General features: G+C 68.3%; 12 protein-coding genes and 1 pseudogene. 5 read left to right on the forward strand and 8 right to left on the reverse strand.

Features of this window, described 5'->3' with window-relative positions:
- Nucleotides 1-192 precede the first annotated feature (192 nt).
- The 3 genes from QCZ28_RS00355 to QCZ28_RS00365 all read right to left on the reverse strand — a co-directional run bounded on the left by QCZ28_RS00355 (nucleotide 193) and on the right by QCZ28_RS00365 (nucleotide 2,166).
- Nucleotides 193-963: an IclR family transcriptional regulator gene (locus tag QCZ28_RS00355; RefSeq protein ID WP_279514639.1), complete on the reverse strand. Its 771-nt coding sequence runs from the start codon at nucleotides 961-963 to the stop codon at nucleotides 193-195.
- A gap of 138 nt (nucleotides 964-1,101) precedes the next feature.
- A complete protein-coding gene (locus tag QCZ28_RS00360) occupies nucleotides 1,102-1,404 on the reverse strand; it encodes a hypothetical protein (protein WP_279514640.1) in 303 nt (100 codons plus the stop codon).
- A 24-nt stretch (nucleotides 1,405-1,428) separates the two neighbouring features.
- Nucleotides 1,429-2,166, reverse strand: coding sequence for an SDR family oxidoreductase (locus tag QCZ28_RS00365; RefSeq protein ID WP_279514641.1), 738 nt, complete (start codon nucleotides 2,164-2,166; stop codon nucleotides 1,429-1,431).
- A gap of 236 nt (nucleotides 2,167-2,402) precedes the next feature.
- Here QCZ28_RS00365 and QCZ28_RS00370 point away from each other — a divergent pair, with 236 nt between their 5' ends.
- Together QCZ28_RS00370 and QCZ28_RS00375 are read left to right on the forward strand one after the other, a co-directional pair.
- Nucleotides 2,403-3,290, forward strand: a complete 888-nt coding sequence (locus QCZ28_RS00370; RefSeq protein WP_279514642.1) for a helix-turn-helix transcriptional regulator — start codon at nucleotides 2,403-2,405, stop codon at nucleotides 3,288-3,290.
- 77 nt (nucleotides 3,291-3,367) lie between these two features.
- Complete coding sequence (locus QCZ28_RS00375) at nucleotides 3,368-3,835, forward strand: tetratricopeptide repeat protein (RefSeq protein ID WP_279514643.1); 468 nt, start codon at nucleotides 3,368-3,370, stop codon at nucleotides 3,833-3,835.
- Here the strand turns inward: QCZ28_RS00375 and QCZ28_RS00380 are convergent.
- The gene (locus tag QCZ28_RS00380; RefSeq protein WP_279514644.1) at nucleotides 3,832-5,286 is read right to left on the reverse strand and encodes an MFS transporter; all 1,455 of its coding nucleotides are present in this window, start codon (nucleotides 5,284-5,286) and stop codon (nucleotides 3,832-3,834) included. The two genes, QCZ28_RS00375 and QCZ28_RS00380, sit on opposite strands and share 4 nt — an antisense overlap.
- Nucleotides 5,287-5,298: 12 nt before the next feature.
- On the opposite strand from QCZ28_RS00380, the gene QCZ28_RS00385 reads away from it, so the two are divergent.
- A complete protein-coding gene (locus tag QCZ28_RS00385) occupies nucleotides 5,299-6,123 on the forward strand; it encodes a winged helix-turn-helix domain-containing protein (protein ID WP_279514645.1) in 825 nt (274 codons plus the stop codon).
- 94 nt (nucleotides 6,124-6,217) lie between these two features.
- Here the strand turns inward: QCZ28_RS00385 and QCZ28_RS00390 are convergent, their stop codons facing one another.
- Together QCZ28_RS00390 and QCZ28_RS00395 are read right to left on the reverse strand one after the other, a co-directional pair.
- Nucleotides 6,218-6,475 (reverse strand): Txe/YoeB family addiction module toxin, encoded by a 258-nt coding sequence (locus QCZ28_RS00390; RefSeq protein WP_279514646.1) that lies wholly within the window; start codon nucleotides 6,473-6,475, stop codon nucleotides 6,218-6,220.
- Entirely contained in the window at nucleotides 6,472-6,747 is a 276-nt protein-coding gene (locus QCZ28_RS00395; RefSeq protein ID WP_279515270.1) for a type II toxin-antitoxin system prevent-host-death family antitoxin, read from the reverse strand. Before QCZ28_RS00395 ends, QCZ28_RS00390 begins: the two co-directional genes overlap by 4 nt.
- Nucleotides 6,748-6,976: 229 nt before the next feature.
- On the opposite strand from QCZ28_RS00395, the gene QCZ28_RS00400 reads away from it, so the two are divergent.
- Together QCZ28_RS00400 and QCZ28_RS00405 are read left to right on the forward strand one after the other, a co-directional pair.
- On the forward strand, nucleotides 6,977-7,843 hold the full coding sequence (locus QCZ28_RS00400; protein WP_279514647.1) for a tetratricopeptide repeat protein: 867 nt from the start codon (nucleotides 6,977-6,979) through the stop codon (nucleotides 7,841-7,843).
- A 103-nt stretch (nucleotides 7,844-7,946) separates the two neighbouring features.
- Nucleotides 7,947-8,351, forward strand: a pseudogene (locus QCZ28_RS00405) (efflux RND transporter permease subunit); the annotation flags it as partial.
- A gap of 249 nt (nucleotides 8,352-8,600) precedes the next feature.
- On the opposite strand, the gene QCZ28_RS00410 reads toward QCZ28_RS00405, so the two are convergent.
- Both QCZ28_RS00410 and QCZ28_RS00415 read right to left on the reverse strand, forming a co-directional pair.
- Entirely contained in the window at nucleotides 8,601-10,589 is a 1,989-nt protein-coding gene (locus QCZ28_RS00410) for an alpha-L-fucosidase (RefSeq protein ID WP_279514648.1), read from the reverse strand.
- Nucleotides 10,590-11,242: 653 nt separating this feature from the next.
- Nucleotides 11,243-12,643 (reverse strand): RICIN domain-containing protein, encoded by a 1,401-nt coding sequence (locus QCZ28_RS00415; RefSeq protein ID WP_279514649.1) that lies wholly within the window; start codon nucleotides 12,641-12,643, stop codon nucleotides 11,243-11,245.
- Nucleotides 12,644-12,989: the final 346 nt, after the last annotated feature.

Here is a 12,989-nt window from a genome sequence, read left to right on the forward strand (position 1 = left end):
GAGGTTGAGGCGATCGGCGACCGGGCCGAGAAAGCTGCGCTGACGTTGCAGTTCGGTCGGGCCACGAGACCACCACCGTTCGAGATTTCGAACTGAGTTCGAGATACCGGATTGAGTGGTCGCGACGCTAGAGCAGCGCCAAGACAGCTGTCAATGTTTCGATGTGATTTCGAACCGAAAACGGGAGGCCGACTACCGCGACTGCGCCCGGTAGCCCATGCGCGCCGACAGCGCGGCCGCGCCCTCACGAACCAGCCCCGTCCACTCCACGTGCGCCTGCTGCGTCCAGCGGATGATCGGCGCGGACAGGCTCATCGCGGCGATGGTGGCACCGGAATGGTCCCGGATCGCCGCGGCGACACAGCGCATGGCGCTGTCAGACTCGCCGATGTCGACAGCGACACTCTCCGCCCGGACCCGATCGAGGTGCTCGCGGAGGCGGCCCGGGTCGGTGATGCTGTCCGGCGTCATGCCCGGCAGCTCGCCCTTCGTCAGAACAGCGTCCAGGCTCTCCTCATCGAGGCTCGACAGCAGAACCTTGCCGACCGCCGTGCAGTGCGCCGGCAACCGACGCCCCACCCCGGAGACCATCCGGACAGGGTGCGTGCTGTCGAACTTGACGAGATAAACGACATCGGGGCCGTCGAGCACCGCCACGTGGACCGCCTCGTGGCACGCGGCAGCCACGTCCCGCACCACGCACTGCGCCTCCCGAACCAGATCAAGCCGACCCGCGAACGCCGCGCCGAGCTGAAACAGCGGCATGCCGAGCCGATACTGCACCGGCTGACCCGGTACGGAGATCAGGTACGAACGAGCCTCAAGCGTCACGAGCAGCTCGTGGACGGTGGTGCGGGGCAGGTCGAGCCGCTCCATCACCTGGCGCGCCGACAGTTGCGGGCAGTCCAGGAACAGCTCGAGGACGTTGAGTGCGCGGTTGACCGCCGGTACCACACGGGGCATGTCGATAGTCCCTTCGCAGTGCCGAGCCCGTGTCAACGATCTCCACACGGGCCGGCACCTGAAGAGGATATCTACGTCAGCCCTCGACGCCAGGTCTCGGACGCGTCGTCCAGGAGGGGTGGTCCCGGCAGATCGGGATCAACTGAGGTGCTGCAGCACCGGGACGATCCGGAAGTCGACAGTGGCGTGGTCGATGGTGGCGTGCACCGGGGAATCGGCCATTTCGGTCATGATCCCCGAGGCGCTGCGCCGGCCGTCCGCGGCGGAGTCCCACGCGACGATGTCAGTGATGGTGCCGTCGTCGTCCTGCGCGATCCGACGCCACCGGAAGCCGGGCTGGCGCCGCAGGTAGTCGTTGATGTCCTCGTTGGCGTTGACGAAGTCGGCGCCGGTGAGGCCGGGGACGAGCCGGAACGTCGTCATCTCAAGCGCTTCGCTCATTGGTGCACTCCTCGTGATGCGCGGTCAGCCCTGCGCGGTCGACCGCATGATGATCTCGTTGACGTCGACGCTGCCCGGCTGAGCGATCGCGTGGGCAATCGCGTCAGCTACCGCCGAGGCCGGCATTCCCAGCTCTTCGGCCGCCGCGTGGGCGGCAGCCCGCACCGCAGGGTCGCCACCCCGCTCGGTGAGTTCCGAGTGGGTGTAGCCGGGGCTCACCAGGGTCACCCGGATGTCCCGGCTCTCCTGGCGCAATCCCTCGGTGAGCGCCCGGACCGCGTACTTGGTGGCGCAGTAGACCGCAGCCGTCGGGTCGACCCGGTAGGCGGCGGTGGAACCGATGTTGACGATGTGCCCCGTGCCCTGGGCGCGCATCAACGGCAACGCGGCGGTGATGCCGTACAGGGTGCCGCGCAGGTTCACCTCAATCATCTGGTCCCACTCGTCGACCCGCAGCGCGTCGAGGGTGGACAGCGCCATCACGCCGGCGTTGTTCACCAGTACGTCGACGCGGCCGTGCCGTTCGTGGGCGCCCCCGACGAAGGAGAGCACGCTGTCTCGGCTCGTGACGTCCAGCTCATGGTGCTCGGCGGTGCCACCGGCGGCGCGCAGTTCGTCGACGAGCGCGGCGAGCCGGTCGACGCGTCGGGCACCGAGCACGACGTGATGGCCGTCGGCGGCCAGCCGGCGGGCGGTCGCCGCACCGATACCACTGCTCGAACCGGTGATGAGAACGATCTTCGAGCCGGCACTGTCTTCCACTGATCCTCCTATTGCCCGTCGGGCCCGCTGCCCGAGCGCCGTAGCTCAACAATCCGGCCGGTACGCGGGCCCTGGAAGGGCGAGGCTTCCGGGGTGCGCCACACCCCGGCACCGCGTACCTTTCATCCGGTTTAAGGATTCTCTGTCCCGAACCGTCTCGACCCGTGGATCGCGTAACCCGCACCGAAGTCACCAGTCGGCCGGCGACTCCGGCCCGAAGTCCTAGGCTGATCGACATGCCCGATGCAAACCGGCTCGGGGAATTCCTCCGGGCCAGCCGCGCGCGAGTCGACCCGAAAGAGGTCGGACTGCCCAGGGGCGGCGACCGCCGGGTACCCGGGCTGCGCCGCGAGGAACTCGCAGTCCTGGCCGGGGTGAGCGCCGACTACTACGCCCGCCTCGAACAGGGCCGGGAGCGCAACCCCTCCGCACAGCTGCTCGACGCGATCGGACGGGCCCTGCACCTCGACCCCGACGCGCGCCGCCATCTCTTCCGGCTCGCCGGGCTCCACCCCCGCCTCGGCCCGGACAACTCCCGGGACTCCGTGCACCCGGCGCTGCTGCGGCTGCTGGACGCCTTCCCCACCGCCGCCGCCTACGTGCTCAGTCCCGCATTCGAGGTGCTGGCCACCAACAGCGTGGCGGCTGCCCTGCTGTCCCCGTTCACCGGCCCGACCAACATGGTCCGGGTGCTGTTCCAGCATCCGCAGGCCCGCGCCGTCTTCCCCGACTGGCCGTCCCTGACCGAGAACGTCGTACACGCCCTGCAACTCAACGCCGGCCGCTTCCCGGAAGATCCCCACATTCGGGCGCTCGTGGCCGACCTGCGACGGGACTCGCCGACGTTCCGCACCCTCTGGGCGGACCAGACCGTGCGGGGTCTGACCCGGATGTTCAAGGTCATAAACCACCCCGAGGCGGGACGGGTCGAGCTGACCTACCAGACCTTCGACGTCCGCGACGCTCCCGGTCAACAACTGCTGGTCGGTACGCCTGAACCGGGCAGCGCCGAGGCCCTGGCCGCCCTGGCGGCAGCGGATCGGGTGATCGCGGCCCAGCCGCCGGCTGGAGGTCAGCCATCCCAGGCAGCCCCCGACCGCCCGGCCGACAGGCACGAGCCATGATGACCATGTAGGGGTCGGGCCGATCGGAGGCGCGTACCGCCTGCCAGGCTGATCAGGCGGGGATAGGGAGCAGCAGCATGGAACCGCAGTCCGGAAACGGCGACGATGCGGTCGCGCGTGCGCGCGAGCTGGTTCGGGCCGAGCAGTTCGGGCCCGCCATCGAACTGCTGCGCGAGCACCTGAACGCGCACCCGGATGACGGCATCGCCTGGCGCCGCCTCGCCGGCGCCCTGATCGGACTCGGCGAACATGCCGCTGCGGTCGATGCGGCTGGTCGAGCAATCGACATCGACCCCGAGGACGTGGCCGCCTACCGCTACCGGGCGCTCGCCCTTCTCATGCTCAAGCGGGACGGGGAGTCGGCAGCGGCGAGCACCGCCGGAATTGTCGCGGCAGGCGCGAGTTACGGCGCTACCCGAGGAGTCCCCACCGCAGCCGTCCTTGGCCTGACCGCCGTCGCGATATCGGGCGCCTTCGGGCTTCTTCTCCTGCTCCAGCAACGGCGTCGAATCGCAGGTGGTGCATACCGGAGCGGCAGTCTCTAGGCAGACAACAGAGACCCGTCCACCTGTCGTCGGACCAGCGCCATCGTCAATGATCCCGCGAGGAGGAACAGCGCGCCGAGAAGAATCCAACCAGGCCAACCGTGCGCAAGCGCGGTCGCCGTCACGACCAGCGGCGCGAGCATCGAGCCCAGCGCCGCTCCGGTCTGGCTGACACCCTGGTACGCGCCGACGTTGGCCGGGTCGGCAAGCTCGAAGGCGAGCGTCCAACTGCCTGCCTCGGACAGGATCTCGGCGAGGCTGTGTGCCACGGTCGCGAGCGTCAGCATGACCACGACGACAGCGATCGTGCCGTAAGCGGACAGGGCGTACAGGCCACAGGCCAGCGTGAGCAAGGTACCGGCCCCGGCGACCGCGCGGCCGGCCGAGCGGATGGTTTTCGCGCCGCGCGCCGCCCAGACCTGAAGCAGGGACACGATGACGGTGTTCAACGCCAGCAGCGCCGCGATGGTCGCCGGGGGTGCCTTCGTCGAACCGGCGACCCAGAGTGGTACCCCCACCGTGAGCATGCCAACTTGCATGCTCATGACGGCGTAGAGGCCGGTGATGGCCAGATAGGTCCGGTCGCGCAGTGGTGACTGGCGTACGACGGCCGTCCGAGACCTGTCGGTCGCGGTGCGCTCGGCGCTGCGGCCCAACCGGCGCAGCAAGAGTGCGGAGACGAACAGCAGCGCTCCGGTGGCGAGCATCGCCAGCAGATATGCCAGTTTCGTGTCAAGCACGAGGGCGACGGCTGCCAGCGCGGTTCCCACGCCGATGAAGGCGTTGGTGACCACCCGCAGGCGGGCGCGCATCTCCACGCGGTCCGGACCGGTGAATGACTCGGCGATCATCGTCGTCAGGGCGGTGCGCTGCATGGCCTGTTGTCCGACGGCGGCACAGGCGACGACAACGAACGCGGCCGGGGTGTGCACCAGGAGGTAGGCCACCAGTGCCACGCCCTGGCCGGCGGTCGTGGCGAGCAGCACCCGGCGCGCGCCGACGACACGGGCCAGGTAGCCCGCAGCCAACGCGGCCGCGACGGCGACCGCCCCGGCGATCGTCAACCCGAGCCCGACCGTGGTCGCGGCGAAGCCGGCGACGTGGGTGAAGAACAGCACGCTGACGCTGTAGAAGACTCCCTTGGAAAGCGAGCTGGTCATGGTGGCCCAGGTCAGCGCGCGGGCGACGGGATCGTCCGGACGCAGGTACCGGCGAACCCAGCCGGCCGCCGCTGACTGGCGGTCTGTCACAAGAAGCATGCCGTCAGTTGTCGCAGCGTACCCGCCGACCACGCTAACGATGTAGCCTTTTGCTTCATGGTCCGGTACGAGCTGCTCGGCATGGATGTGGCCGATCTCCGCTTCGCGGTGTCCCCGCTCAACGAGGCGGTGCTGTCCCTGCGGGCGTGGCGCGATCCAGGACGATTTCCGCTTCAGTTGCGCTGGCTGCACGCGCTCGAAGCCGTGCGCGGCAGCCTTGACGAGGCCATGCTGCTCGCATTGACGGACGTCCGGCTGTGGACACCCGATTTTCTCAACCCGCGTCCGCGCTCACCGCTGACCCGCTTCGACGACGAACTCGCGAAACTGGCCAGTACCGACCCGGCGGTCATCGAACGAGACCTGCGAGCGGTGCACGGCGCGACGCCACTTCCTGAACCACTACAGGGTTCCGCCGCAGAGGTGCTCAATCGGATCATCGATGCGCTCGCCACGTACTGGCGGTTCTGCTTCGAGCCGCACTGGCCACGGATGCGGGCGATCCTCGAAGGCGACGTCACGTTCCGAGGACGACAAATCGCCCAGCGGGGTCTCGCCACGATGCTCAGCGGATTGTCGGACACGGTGCGGCTCGTCGGAAACGTGGTCGAGGTACGGCTGCGCTCGAAGCTCGACTACGCGCGACCGGCCAATGCCGGGCTGACCCTGGTGCCGAGCCTGTGGACCACCAACGCCTCGACACCCATCTCGGCCGACGAGCCACCGATGATCCTCTATGCCGCACGTGGCGCGGCGACCCTGTGGGAGCCGCAGGCCCTGCCCGCGCCAGACGGTCTCGCGGGACTTCTGGGCACCACCCGGGCCGGTCTGCTCAGCCATCTCGACACGCCCGCATCCTCCACCGAGTTGGCCGCCCGCCTCGGCGTCACCCCGACAGCGGTCAATCAGCACCTTCGAGCATTGCGTGCGGGTGGACTGCTGGTCGGCACCCGACACGGCCGATCGGTGCTCTACCGCCGCTCCGACCTCGGCGACATGCTGGTTGCCTCGGCCGCTCCGCATTCGTGAGGCCCGCGCAGGCCGGATGGCCGAGATTGCGCTCCAGCGACTTGGCCAGACGCTCGACCGGTGACCGCCGCGCTGCTTGTCCCGGTCCGGTCCGCTAACGGTCGCCGTAGTGGTACCGGCAGGCGATGATCTCGACGTCGTCCTTGCTGATCCGATGCACCAGTCGGTGCTCGCGGTCGATCCGGCGGGACCAGAAGCCGGACAGCTCTCCCCGAAGGGGCTCTGGCTTTCCGATGCCCTCGTATCCGTTGCGCATCACGTCCGCGATGAGATCGTTGATGCGCTTGACCAGCTTCCGGTCCGTGTGGCTGAGGTACTGACTCCAGGCCGTCGCGGTGAAGACCAGCCTCACGCGACGTCCCGGACGGAGGCCGGGTCGATCAGATCCCGCTCGGCCGCATCGCCTTCTTCAAGCTCTGCCATCGACCGGCGCAGCGCGGCGGCGTTGGCCGGGTTGCGTAGGAGGTACTCGGTCTCCTTCATCGACTCGTATTCCGCAAGTGGCACGATCACCACGGGCTCGTGGCCGGATCGGGTCACCACCACTTCTTCGGCGTCGTTGATGACGCTGTCGAGTTCGGCGGCCAGGTTCTGCCGTAGCTGGGTGAAGTTCACGGTCCGCATAGCCACCTCCAGGAAAGTACAGAAAATTGTACCTCGGTGCGTCTGGCTCCTGGCCGCGCTGGCGGTGCACCCGTGGGTACGGCTGCGTCCGGCAGCCGGCTGTCCGGGCTCGGGACCCGCGTGACAGAGCGGTATCAGGACCTATGTGACACTTCCACACTGACGGGCGTTCACCGATCTGGGTGATACTTCTTCACTGGCTGATCAGGCGGGGATGGGGAGCAGCGGCATGGAACCGCAGTCCGGTAACGGTGATGATGCGGTCGCGCGTGCGCGCGAGCTGGTTCGGGCCGAGCAGTTCGGGCCCGCCATCGAACTGCTGCGCGAGCACCTGAACGCGCACCCGGATGACGGCATCGCCTGGCGCCGCCTCGCCGGCGCCCTGATCGGACTCGGCGAACATGCCGCTGCGGTCGATGCGGCTGGTCGAGCAATCGACATCGACCCCGAGGACGTGGCTGCCTACCGCTACCGGGCGCTCGCTCTTCTTATGCTCAAGCGGGACGGGGAGTCGTATGCCGACGCGAAGCGCGCGGTGGAGCTTGCACCCGATGACCACGAGGCGCTGAGCCTGCTCGCCCGGAACGTCATCGAGGTCGATCGCGACATAGCGCGGTTCAAGGAGCTCATCGGGCGGGCGCTCACCGTGAATCCGGACAGTGCCCCTGCACGGCACCTGGCCAGGCAATATCGAAGGCTCCATCGCCGGAACCTAGCCGTCGCGATGCACCTGGTGATCCTCCCGGCCGCGATCGTGCTGCTGTTTGGTTGGTTCGCGGTAGACACCGGCAGGTCAACGGACGCTCGTTGGATGATGTGGCCTTGCCTTGTCGCGCTGGGCGCCATCCTTGTCAGAGGCCTGTTCACGTGGTCGGCACCCGGCGTGCTCCCGATGCTCACACTGCCCCAGGTGTCGGCAGCGGCGAGCGCCGCCGGAATTGTCGCGGCAGGCGCGGGTTACGGCGCTACCCGAGGAGTCCCAGCCGCAGCCGTCCTTGGCCTGACCGCCGTCGCGATATCGGGCGCCTTCGGGCTTCTCCTGCTCCAGCAACGGCGTCGAATCGCAGGTGGTGCATGCCGGAGCGGCAGTCTCTAGGCAGACGACAGAGACCCGTCCACCTGTCGTCGGACCAGAGCCATCGTCAATGATCCCGCGAGGAGGAACAGCACGCCGAGAAGAATCCAACCAGGCCAACCGCATCCGCCAGACCCTGATCCTGCTGGTGTCCATCCCGTTCGCGTTCATCGGCGCGTTTGCCCTGCTACTGGTCACCGGCACGCCGCTCGGGGTCGCCGCGCTGATCGGCATCCTGATGCTGATCGGCATCGTCGTCACCAACGCCATCGCGCTGATGGACCTGGTCAACCAGTACCGCGAGCGGGGGATGAGCGTCGCCGAAGCGGTGGTGGAGGGCGGTCAGCGCCAGTTGCGCCCCATCCTGATGACCGCGCTGGCGACCATCTTCGCCCTCTTGCCGATGGCGCTGGGCACCACCGGTGAGGGTGGGTTCATCTCCACCCCGCTGGCCGTCGTCGTCATCGGCGGCCTCCTCACCTCCACCCTGCTCACCCGGGTCCTGATCCCGGTCCTCTACACGATGGTGGAAGGTCGTCGGGAACGCCGCCAGGCCCGTTCGCGTGGCCCCGCGCCGGTGCCCGAGAACGAGGTGGAACCGGTTCCGGTCTCCTGACGCACCGGAGTTGGACTCCGTCGGCCGGTACGCGCGTTGCGCGTACCGGCCCGTGCGCCGACCCACCACACCCGCACCGGCATCCCGGTGCGGGTGTGGTGCTGGTCGGGCAACACGTTGATCCGACAGGTCACGACCTGCGCCGTCGACCCCTGACCGGAATCAGACGGCGGTGATGCTCCACTGGTTGTTGGCGCTGCCGTTCGGGGCCCACATGGCCACAGTGGAGCCGGAGGTGGCACTGCCCAGACCGTCCAGCGCCGTGCCGGTGCCCCGGTTGATGATCTGGTTGCGGCCGTTGCCCACGCTGTTCAGCCGCCACTGCTGGTTGTTCCCACCGTTCCACGGTGCCTGCAGGGCGCTGGCCCCGTTCGCGGCGTTGCCCCAGCTGTCCAGGACCATGCCGTTGGTCCGGTTCACGATGCGGTAGTAGCCGCCGCCGACGTCGACCAACTGCCACTGCAGGTTGGTGCTGCTGACGTCGTTCCACTGCTTCACCACCGAGCCCGAGGCGACGCTCCCACCGCTGTCCAGCACCAGACCCGTCGCCCCGTTGGCGATCTTCACGTACCCGGTGGGGGTGGGGCCGGAGCCGAGCGCGGGAATCTGGCCCGAGAAGGTCAGCTTCACCACGTACGCCAGGGCGCTGTACGGTGCCGTGGACGACGGCATGGTCAGGTGCAGCCCGGAGCCGTCCTGGGTGCGGTTGGGCAGGTCGATGTACGTGCCGGCCGTCGAACCGAGCAGCCGCGCCGAGGTCAGGGTGCTGAGGTTGATCCGGTTGGAGCCCAACGTGGTGATGTGCAAGGTGGCGCCCGGCCAACCGAGCACCGTGGCGTACAGGACGGTGTTGTCCTTGGTCCGGGTGAAGCGGATGTCCTGGCCGTTGCCCTCGCGGGGGGTCTGGAAGGAACCGCCGCCCATCTGGGTGGGCCCCTCGCCGTGCACCGCCCAGGCGCGGGTGGAGTAGACCGCTTCCCCGAACCGCCGCAGGTGGTCGCCGAAGCCCTGCAGGATGGTGCGCTGGCTGGCGGGGATGGTGCCGTCGGCCATCGGCGCGATGTTGAGCACCATCGTGCCGTTCTTGCTGATCCGGTCGATGAGCGCGTGCAACAGTGACTTGGTGGAGTAGTAGCCGAGGCCCTGGGTGTAGCACCAGCTGGAGCTGGACACGCTGTCGTCGGTCAGCCAGTACGGCGTCTGGATGGCTGCTGGACCGCCGCGTTCGAAGTCGTAGACCTCACCACGGTTGTTGAAGCCGTCCTTGTAGGTGGCGACGACGTCCTTGTTCCAGGCGACGGCCTTGTTGTAGTAGTACGACAGGAAGTTCAGCCGGTGCGACTCGGGGATCTTGGACAGGTCGAAGTCCTGGTAGATGATGTCCGGCTGGTAGCCGTCGATGACCTCGCGCAGCTTGTCGTACCAGAGCTGGTACTCGGCGGTGGCGCCGAGCTGGCCGTACAGCTTGCGCAGGCTGGCGTCGGACTGGGACGGCGCCCACTGGAAGAAGCCGGTGAAGTTGAACGCGTGGTGCAGCGACGCCCACAGCTTGAGTCCCTTGCCCCGGATGGCGTCCGCCTGCAACCGCAGCAGGTCCAGGCGTGGCCCCCGGGCCACCGAGTTCCACTCGTTGACCTGGCTGTTCCACATCGAGAAGCCGTCGTGGTGCTCCGCCACCGGCCCGGCGAACCTCGCCCCGGCGTCAACGAACAACTGCGCCCACTCGTTGGGGTCCCAGTTGCCGCCCGCGGATTTGAGCTTCGGGGCGAACTGTACGAAGTTGCCTGCCTTGTCCCGCGCCCCGTTGATGAAGTTGTGGTACGGCCACGCCGCCGGGTCGCCGTACACGCTCTTGTGGTGGTTGTTCTCGCCGGAGCCGTTGTTGTACATGTTGCGCGGGTACCACTCGTTGGCGAACGCCGGGACGCTGTACACCCCCCAGTGGTAGTAGATGCCGAACTTGGCATCCTGGAACCACTCGGGCGCCGGCGGGTGCTGGTCGACGGACGCCCAGGTGGGGGTGTAGCTCTGCGGCCCTTCGGTGGCCAGGGCCAGCCCCATCCGGGACAGGCCGGTGGCCGTGGCGATTCCGGTGAGTCCGACGGTGGTCAGCAGCCGTCGGCGGCTGAAGTGCGGGGTGGTTGGATCCATCGGTGACATCCCTTCTCGTGGCTCGGAGCTGGCGCTCTCCGGCCGGAGGACGGTGGGGCCGGCGACTCGCCTCTGCTCGCTGCCGGTGCGGTGCGCGCGTGGGGGCGTGCAGGACCGGGACGTGGCTCGTGCGCCGGAGTGACCCGGAACCGGGTCAGCCTGGCGGCAGCTGTAGCGCGAGCAGGCTGGGGTCGCCCGATGCGCGCCCGGAGGTGTTGGCCAGCGACGCACCCGGACACTCGTGGTCCGCGTTCGCCGGCTGTCGTGGGCATCCGCGGCCGGCACCGAGGCGACGCCTGTTCGAGGCGATCGCGGGCACCCGCCGGCCGGATCGTTGATGTTCTGTTATCGCTAACATGGCCCGGTAACCGTCATGTAACAGGACGACAATCGTCGATGTCAATAGGTGACTCCAGTAGAGCTGCGGCGCAACCCCCGCACATCAAGTCCTTTAACGCTCACATCGAGCAGGTGCCGGTGTGTGGCGAGCGGTGACCTGCCAAACGTCACGCCGTCGCACCCGGCGGGCCCCTGGCTCGCGGAGCGTGGGGAACGCCCGACGCCAGGAGCCCGCCGATGACGGTCATGGCCGTGTCGCTCGCCGGTCGGCGGGGCGTGCCGACCAGCCCGCTACGGCGCTACCGTCGATGCTGTCACTGGAACTGCGTGATGAAGCTCCACGCCGCCGCGGGAACCCAGGTGCGGGGCCCGCTGTCGCCGCCGGCGCCGTCCTGGGGCGCGGCGATGTGTCCCCCGTCGAAAGCGGCCCACACCACCGGGTACCCCGACCGGCAGCCGGCGTAGGTGGTGACGACGTGGGTCAGGCTGCCCGCCGACGGTTCACGGGGTGACTGCGGGGTGCAGCCGTTGTTGGTGACGAACCGGTCACGCAGCGACCGTCCGCTGGCGATGTTGTCACCGATGCCGTGCACACCCATGTACGCGACGGGCTGGGTGCCGCCGCTGCATCCGCTCAACGTGCCCGGAGAGGACTGCACCACGACCGCCCGGAAGATGTTCGGCCGGGAGCAGGCCAGTGAGAAGCTCATCGCGCCGCCGTAGCTGAAGCCGATCGAGTACCGCTGACGCGTGTTGACGCACAGCGCCCCCTCGATCCGGCTCAGCATGTCGTCGACGAACGTCACATCCTCACCGCCGGAGTTGGCCCAACCGTTGCCGATGCCCTGCGGTGCGACGAAGATCGTGCTGTTGTTCGCCAACCGCTGGAGCCCGTAGTAGGACCAGGTGTTGCGGTCCACAGTCTGGCCGGTGTCCACGTCCACTGCGGTGCCACCCCACCAGTGGAACCCGAAGACCAGCCGGTACTGGTTGTTCTGCTGGTAGTTGGCCGGGACGCGCAGGATGAAGCTGCGGCTCTTGCCGGAGCTGGTGATGGTGTGCGTACCACTGGTGATGCCGGCCGCCTTACCGCAACCCGAGGTGCCGCCGCCCGGCGGAGGGGTGGTTGGCCCGCCGCCGTCCACCCGGACGAGTTGCCACTGCTGGTTGTTGCCGCCCCAGTCGGCGTACTGCACGATGTTCGCGCCGTCGGCGGTCGAGGCGCCCTGCACCTCCACGGCCTTGCTGGAGTGCCGGGCGAGCAGTCGCACGTACCCACCTGCGGAGTCCGCCAGCTGGAACTGCTGATTGGTGCCGTTGACGTCCGACCACTGCACCACCGCCGCGCCGTCGGCCGTCGACACGCCGGAGACGTCCAGCACCTTGCCCGACAGCCGCGACTTCAAGCGGTAGAAACCGCCACCGGAGTCCACGAACTGCCACTGCTGCTGGTTGCCGTTGTTCCGGGTCCACTGAGTGATCCGGGCACCGTCGTTCGTGGCCAGGTTGTAGACGTCCAGCGCCTTGCCGCTGTTGCGGTTGACCAGCACGTACCAGGCGCTGGTGTCCACGGTCGCGGCGGCGGCCGGTGTCGAGCTCACCGCGACCGCCGCGCCACCCACCAGCACTGTCGCCGCAGCCGCGGCGGTGACTCGGGCTATCCACCCCCGTCGCCGGAACGACGCGGGTGACAGGAGCCCTGCGAGAGCAACCATGTTTCCTCCAATGGTGATGGTCGGACCGAACGGCGTGCCGGGCGGGGGCGCAGCGATGAAGCGCAGCTGCCGGGGCCATCTGATTGGGTCGCCCACCAGGGCATGCGCATGCCCGCTGGAGCGACACCCTGAGTTGAGACGCGACGATTGGCCCCGGCCCCAGGCCAACCCGGCAACTCGCGTATCGACTGTGAGCGATAACACGATGTTCGTCAAGTCGTAATAATCGATGCGCTGTCGGCCCGGCAGGGGTAGTTCCACGAGGGCGGCGCCCGACCGCGCTGATTAACCTTGCGGCGATGTAGCGGGCAGGTTATGTTATCGATAACATCAATTCACATGCATG

The sequence above is a fragment of the Micromonospora sp. DH14 genome (assembly GCF_029809455.1).
In the GTDB taxonomy this organism is placed as follows: domain Bacteria; phylum Actinomycetota; class Actinomycetes; order Mycobacteriales; family Micromonosporaceae; genus Micromonospora; species Micromonospora parva.

Excerpts from the sequence above, each read along its gene's own strand:
- QCZ28_RS00355 (WP_279514639.1), bottom strand. The coding sequence starts at position 963 with ATGCCCCGTGTGGTACCGGCGGTCAACCGCGCACTCAACGTCCTCGAG.
- QCZ28_RS00360 (WP_279514640.1), bottom strand. The coding sequence starts at position 1,404 with ATGAGCGAAGCGCTTGAGATGACGACGTTCCGGCTCGTCCCCGGCCTC.
- QCZ28_RS00370 (WP_279514642.1), top strand. The coding sequence starts at position 2,403 with ATGCCCGATGCAAACCGGCTCGGGGAATTCCTCCGGGCCAGCCGCGCG.
- QCZ28_RS00375 (WP_279514643.1), top strand. The coding sequence starts at position 3,368 with ATGGAACCGCAGTCCGGAAACGGCGACGATGCGGTCGCGCGTGCGCGC.
- QCZ28_RS00395 (WP_279515270.1), bottom strand. The coding sequence starts at position 6,747 with ATGCGGACCGTGAACTTCACCCAGCTACGGCAGAACCTGGCCGCCGAA.
- QCZ28_RS00400 (WP_279514647.1), top strand. The coding sequence starts at position 6,977 with ATGGAACCGCAGTCCGGTAACGGTGATGATGCGGTCGCGCGTGCGCGC.
- QCZ28_RS00410 (WP_279514648.1), bottom strand. The coding sequence starts at position 10,589 with ATGGATCCAACCACCCCGCACTTCAGCCGCCGACGGCTGCTGACCACC.
- QCZ28_RS00415 (WP_279514649.1), bottom strand. The coding sequence starts at position 12,643 with ATGGTTGCTCTCGCAGGGCTCCTGTCACCCGCGTCGTTCCGGCGACGG.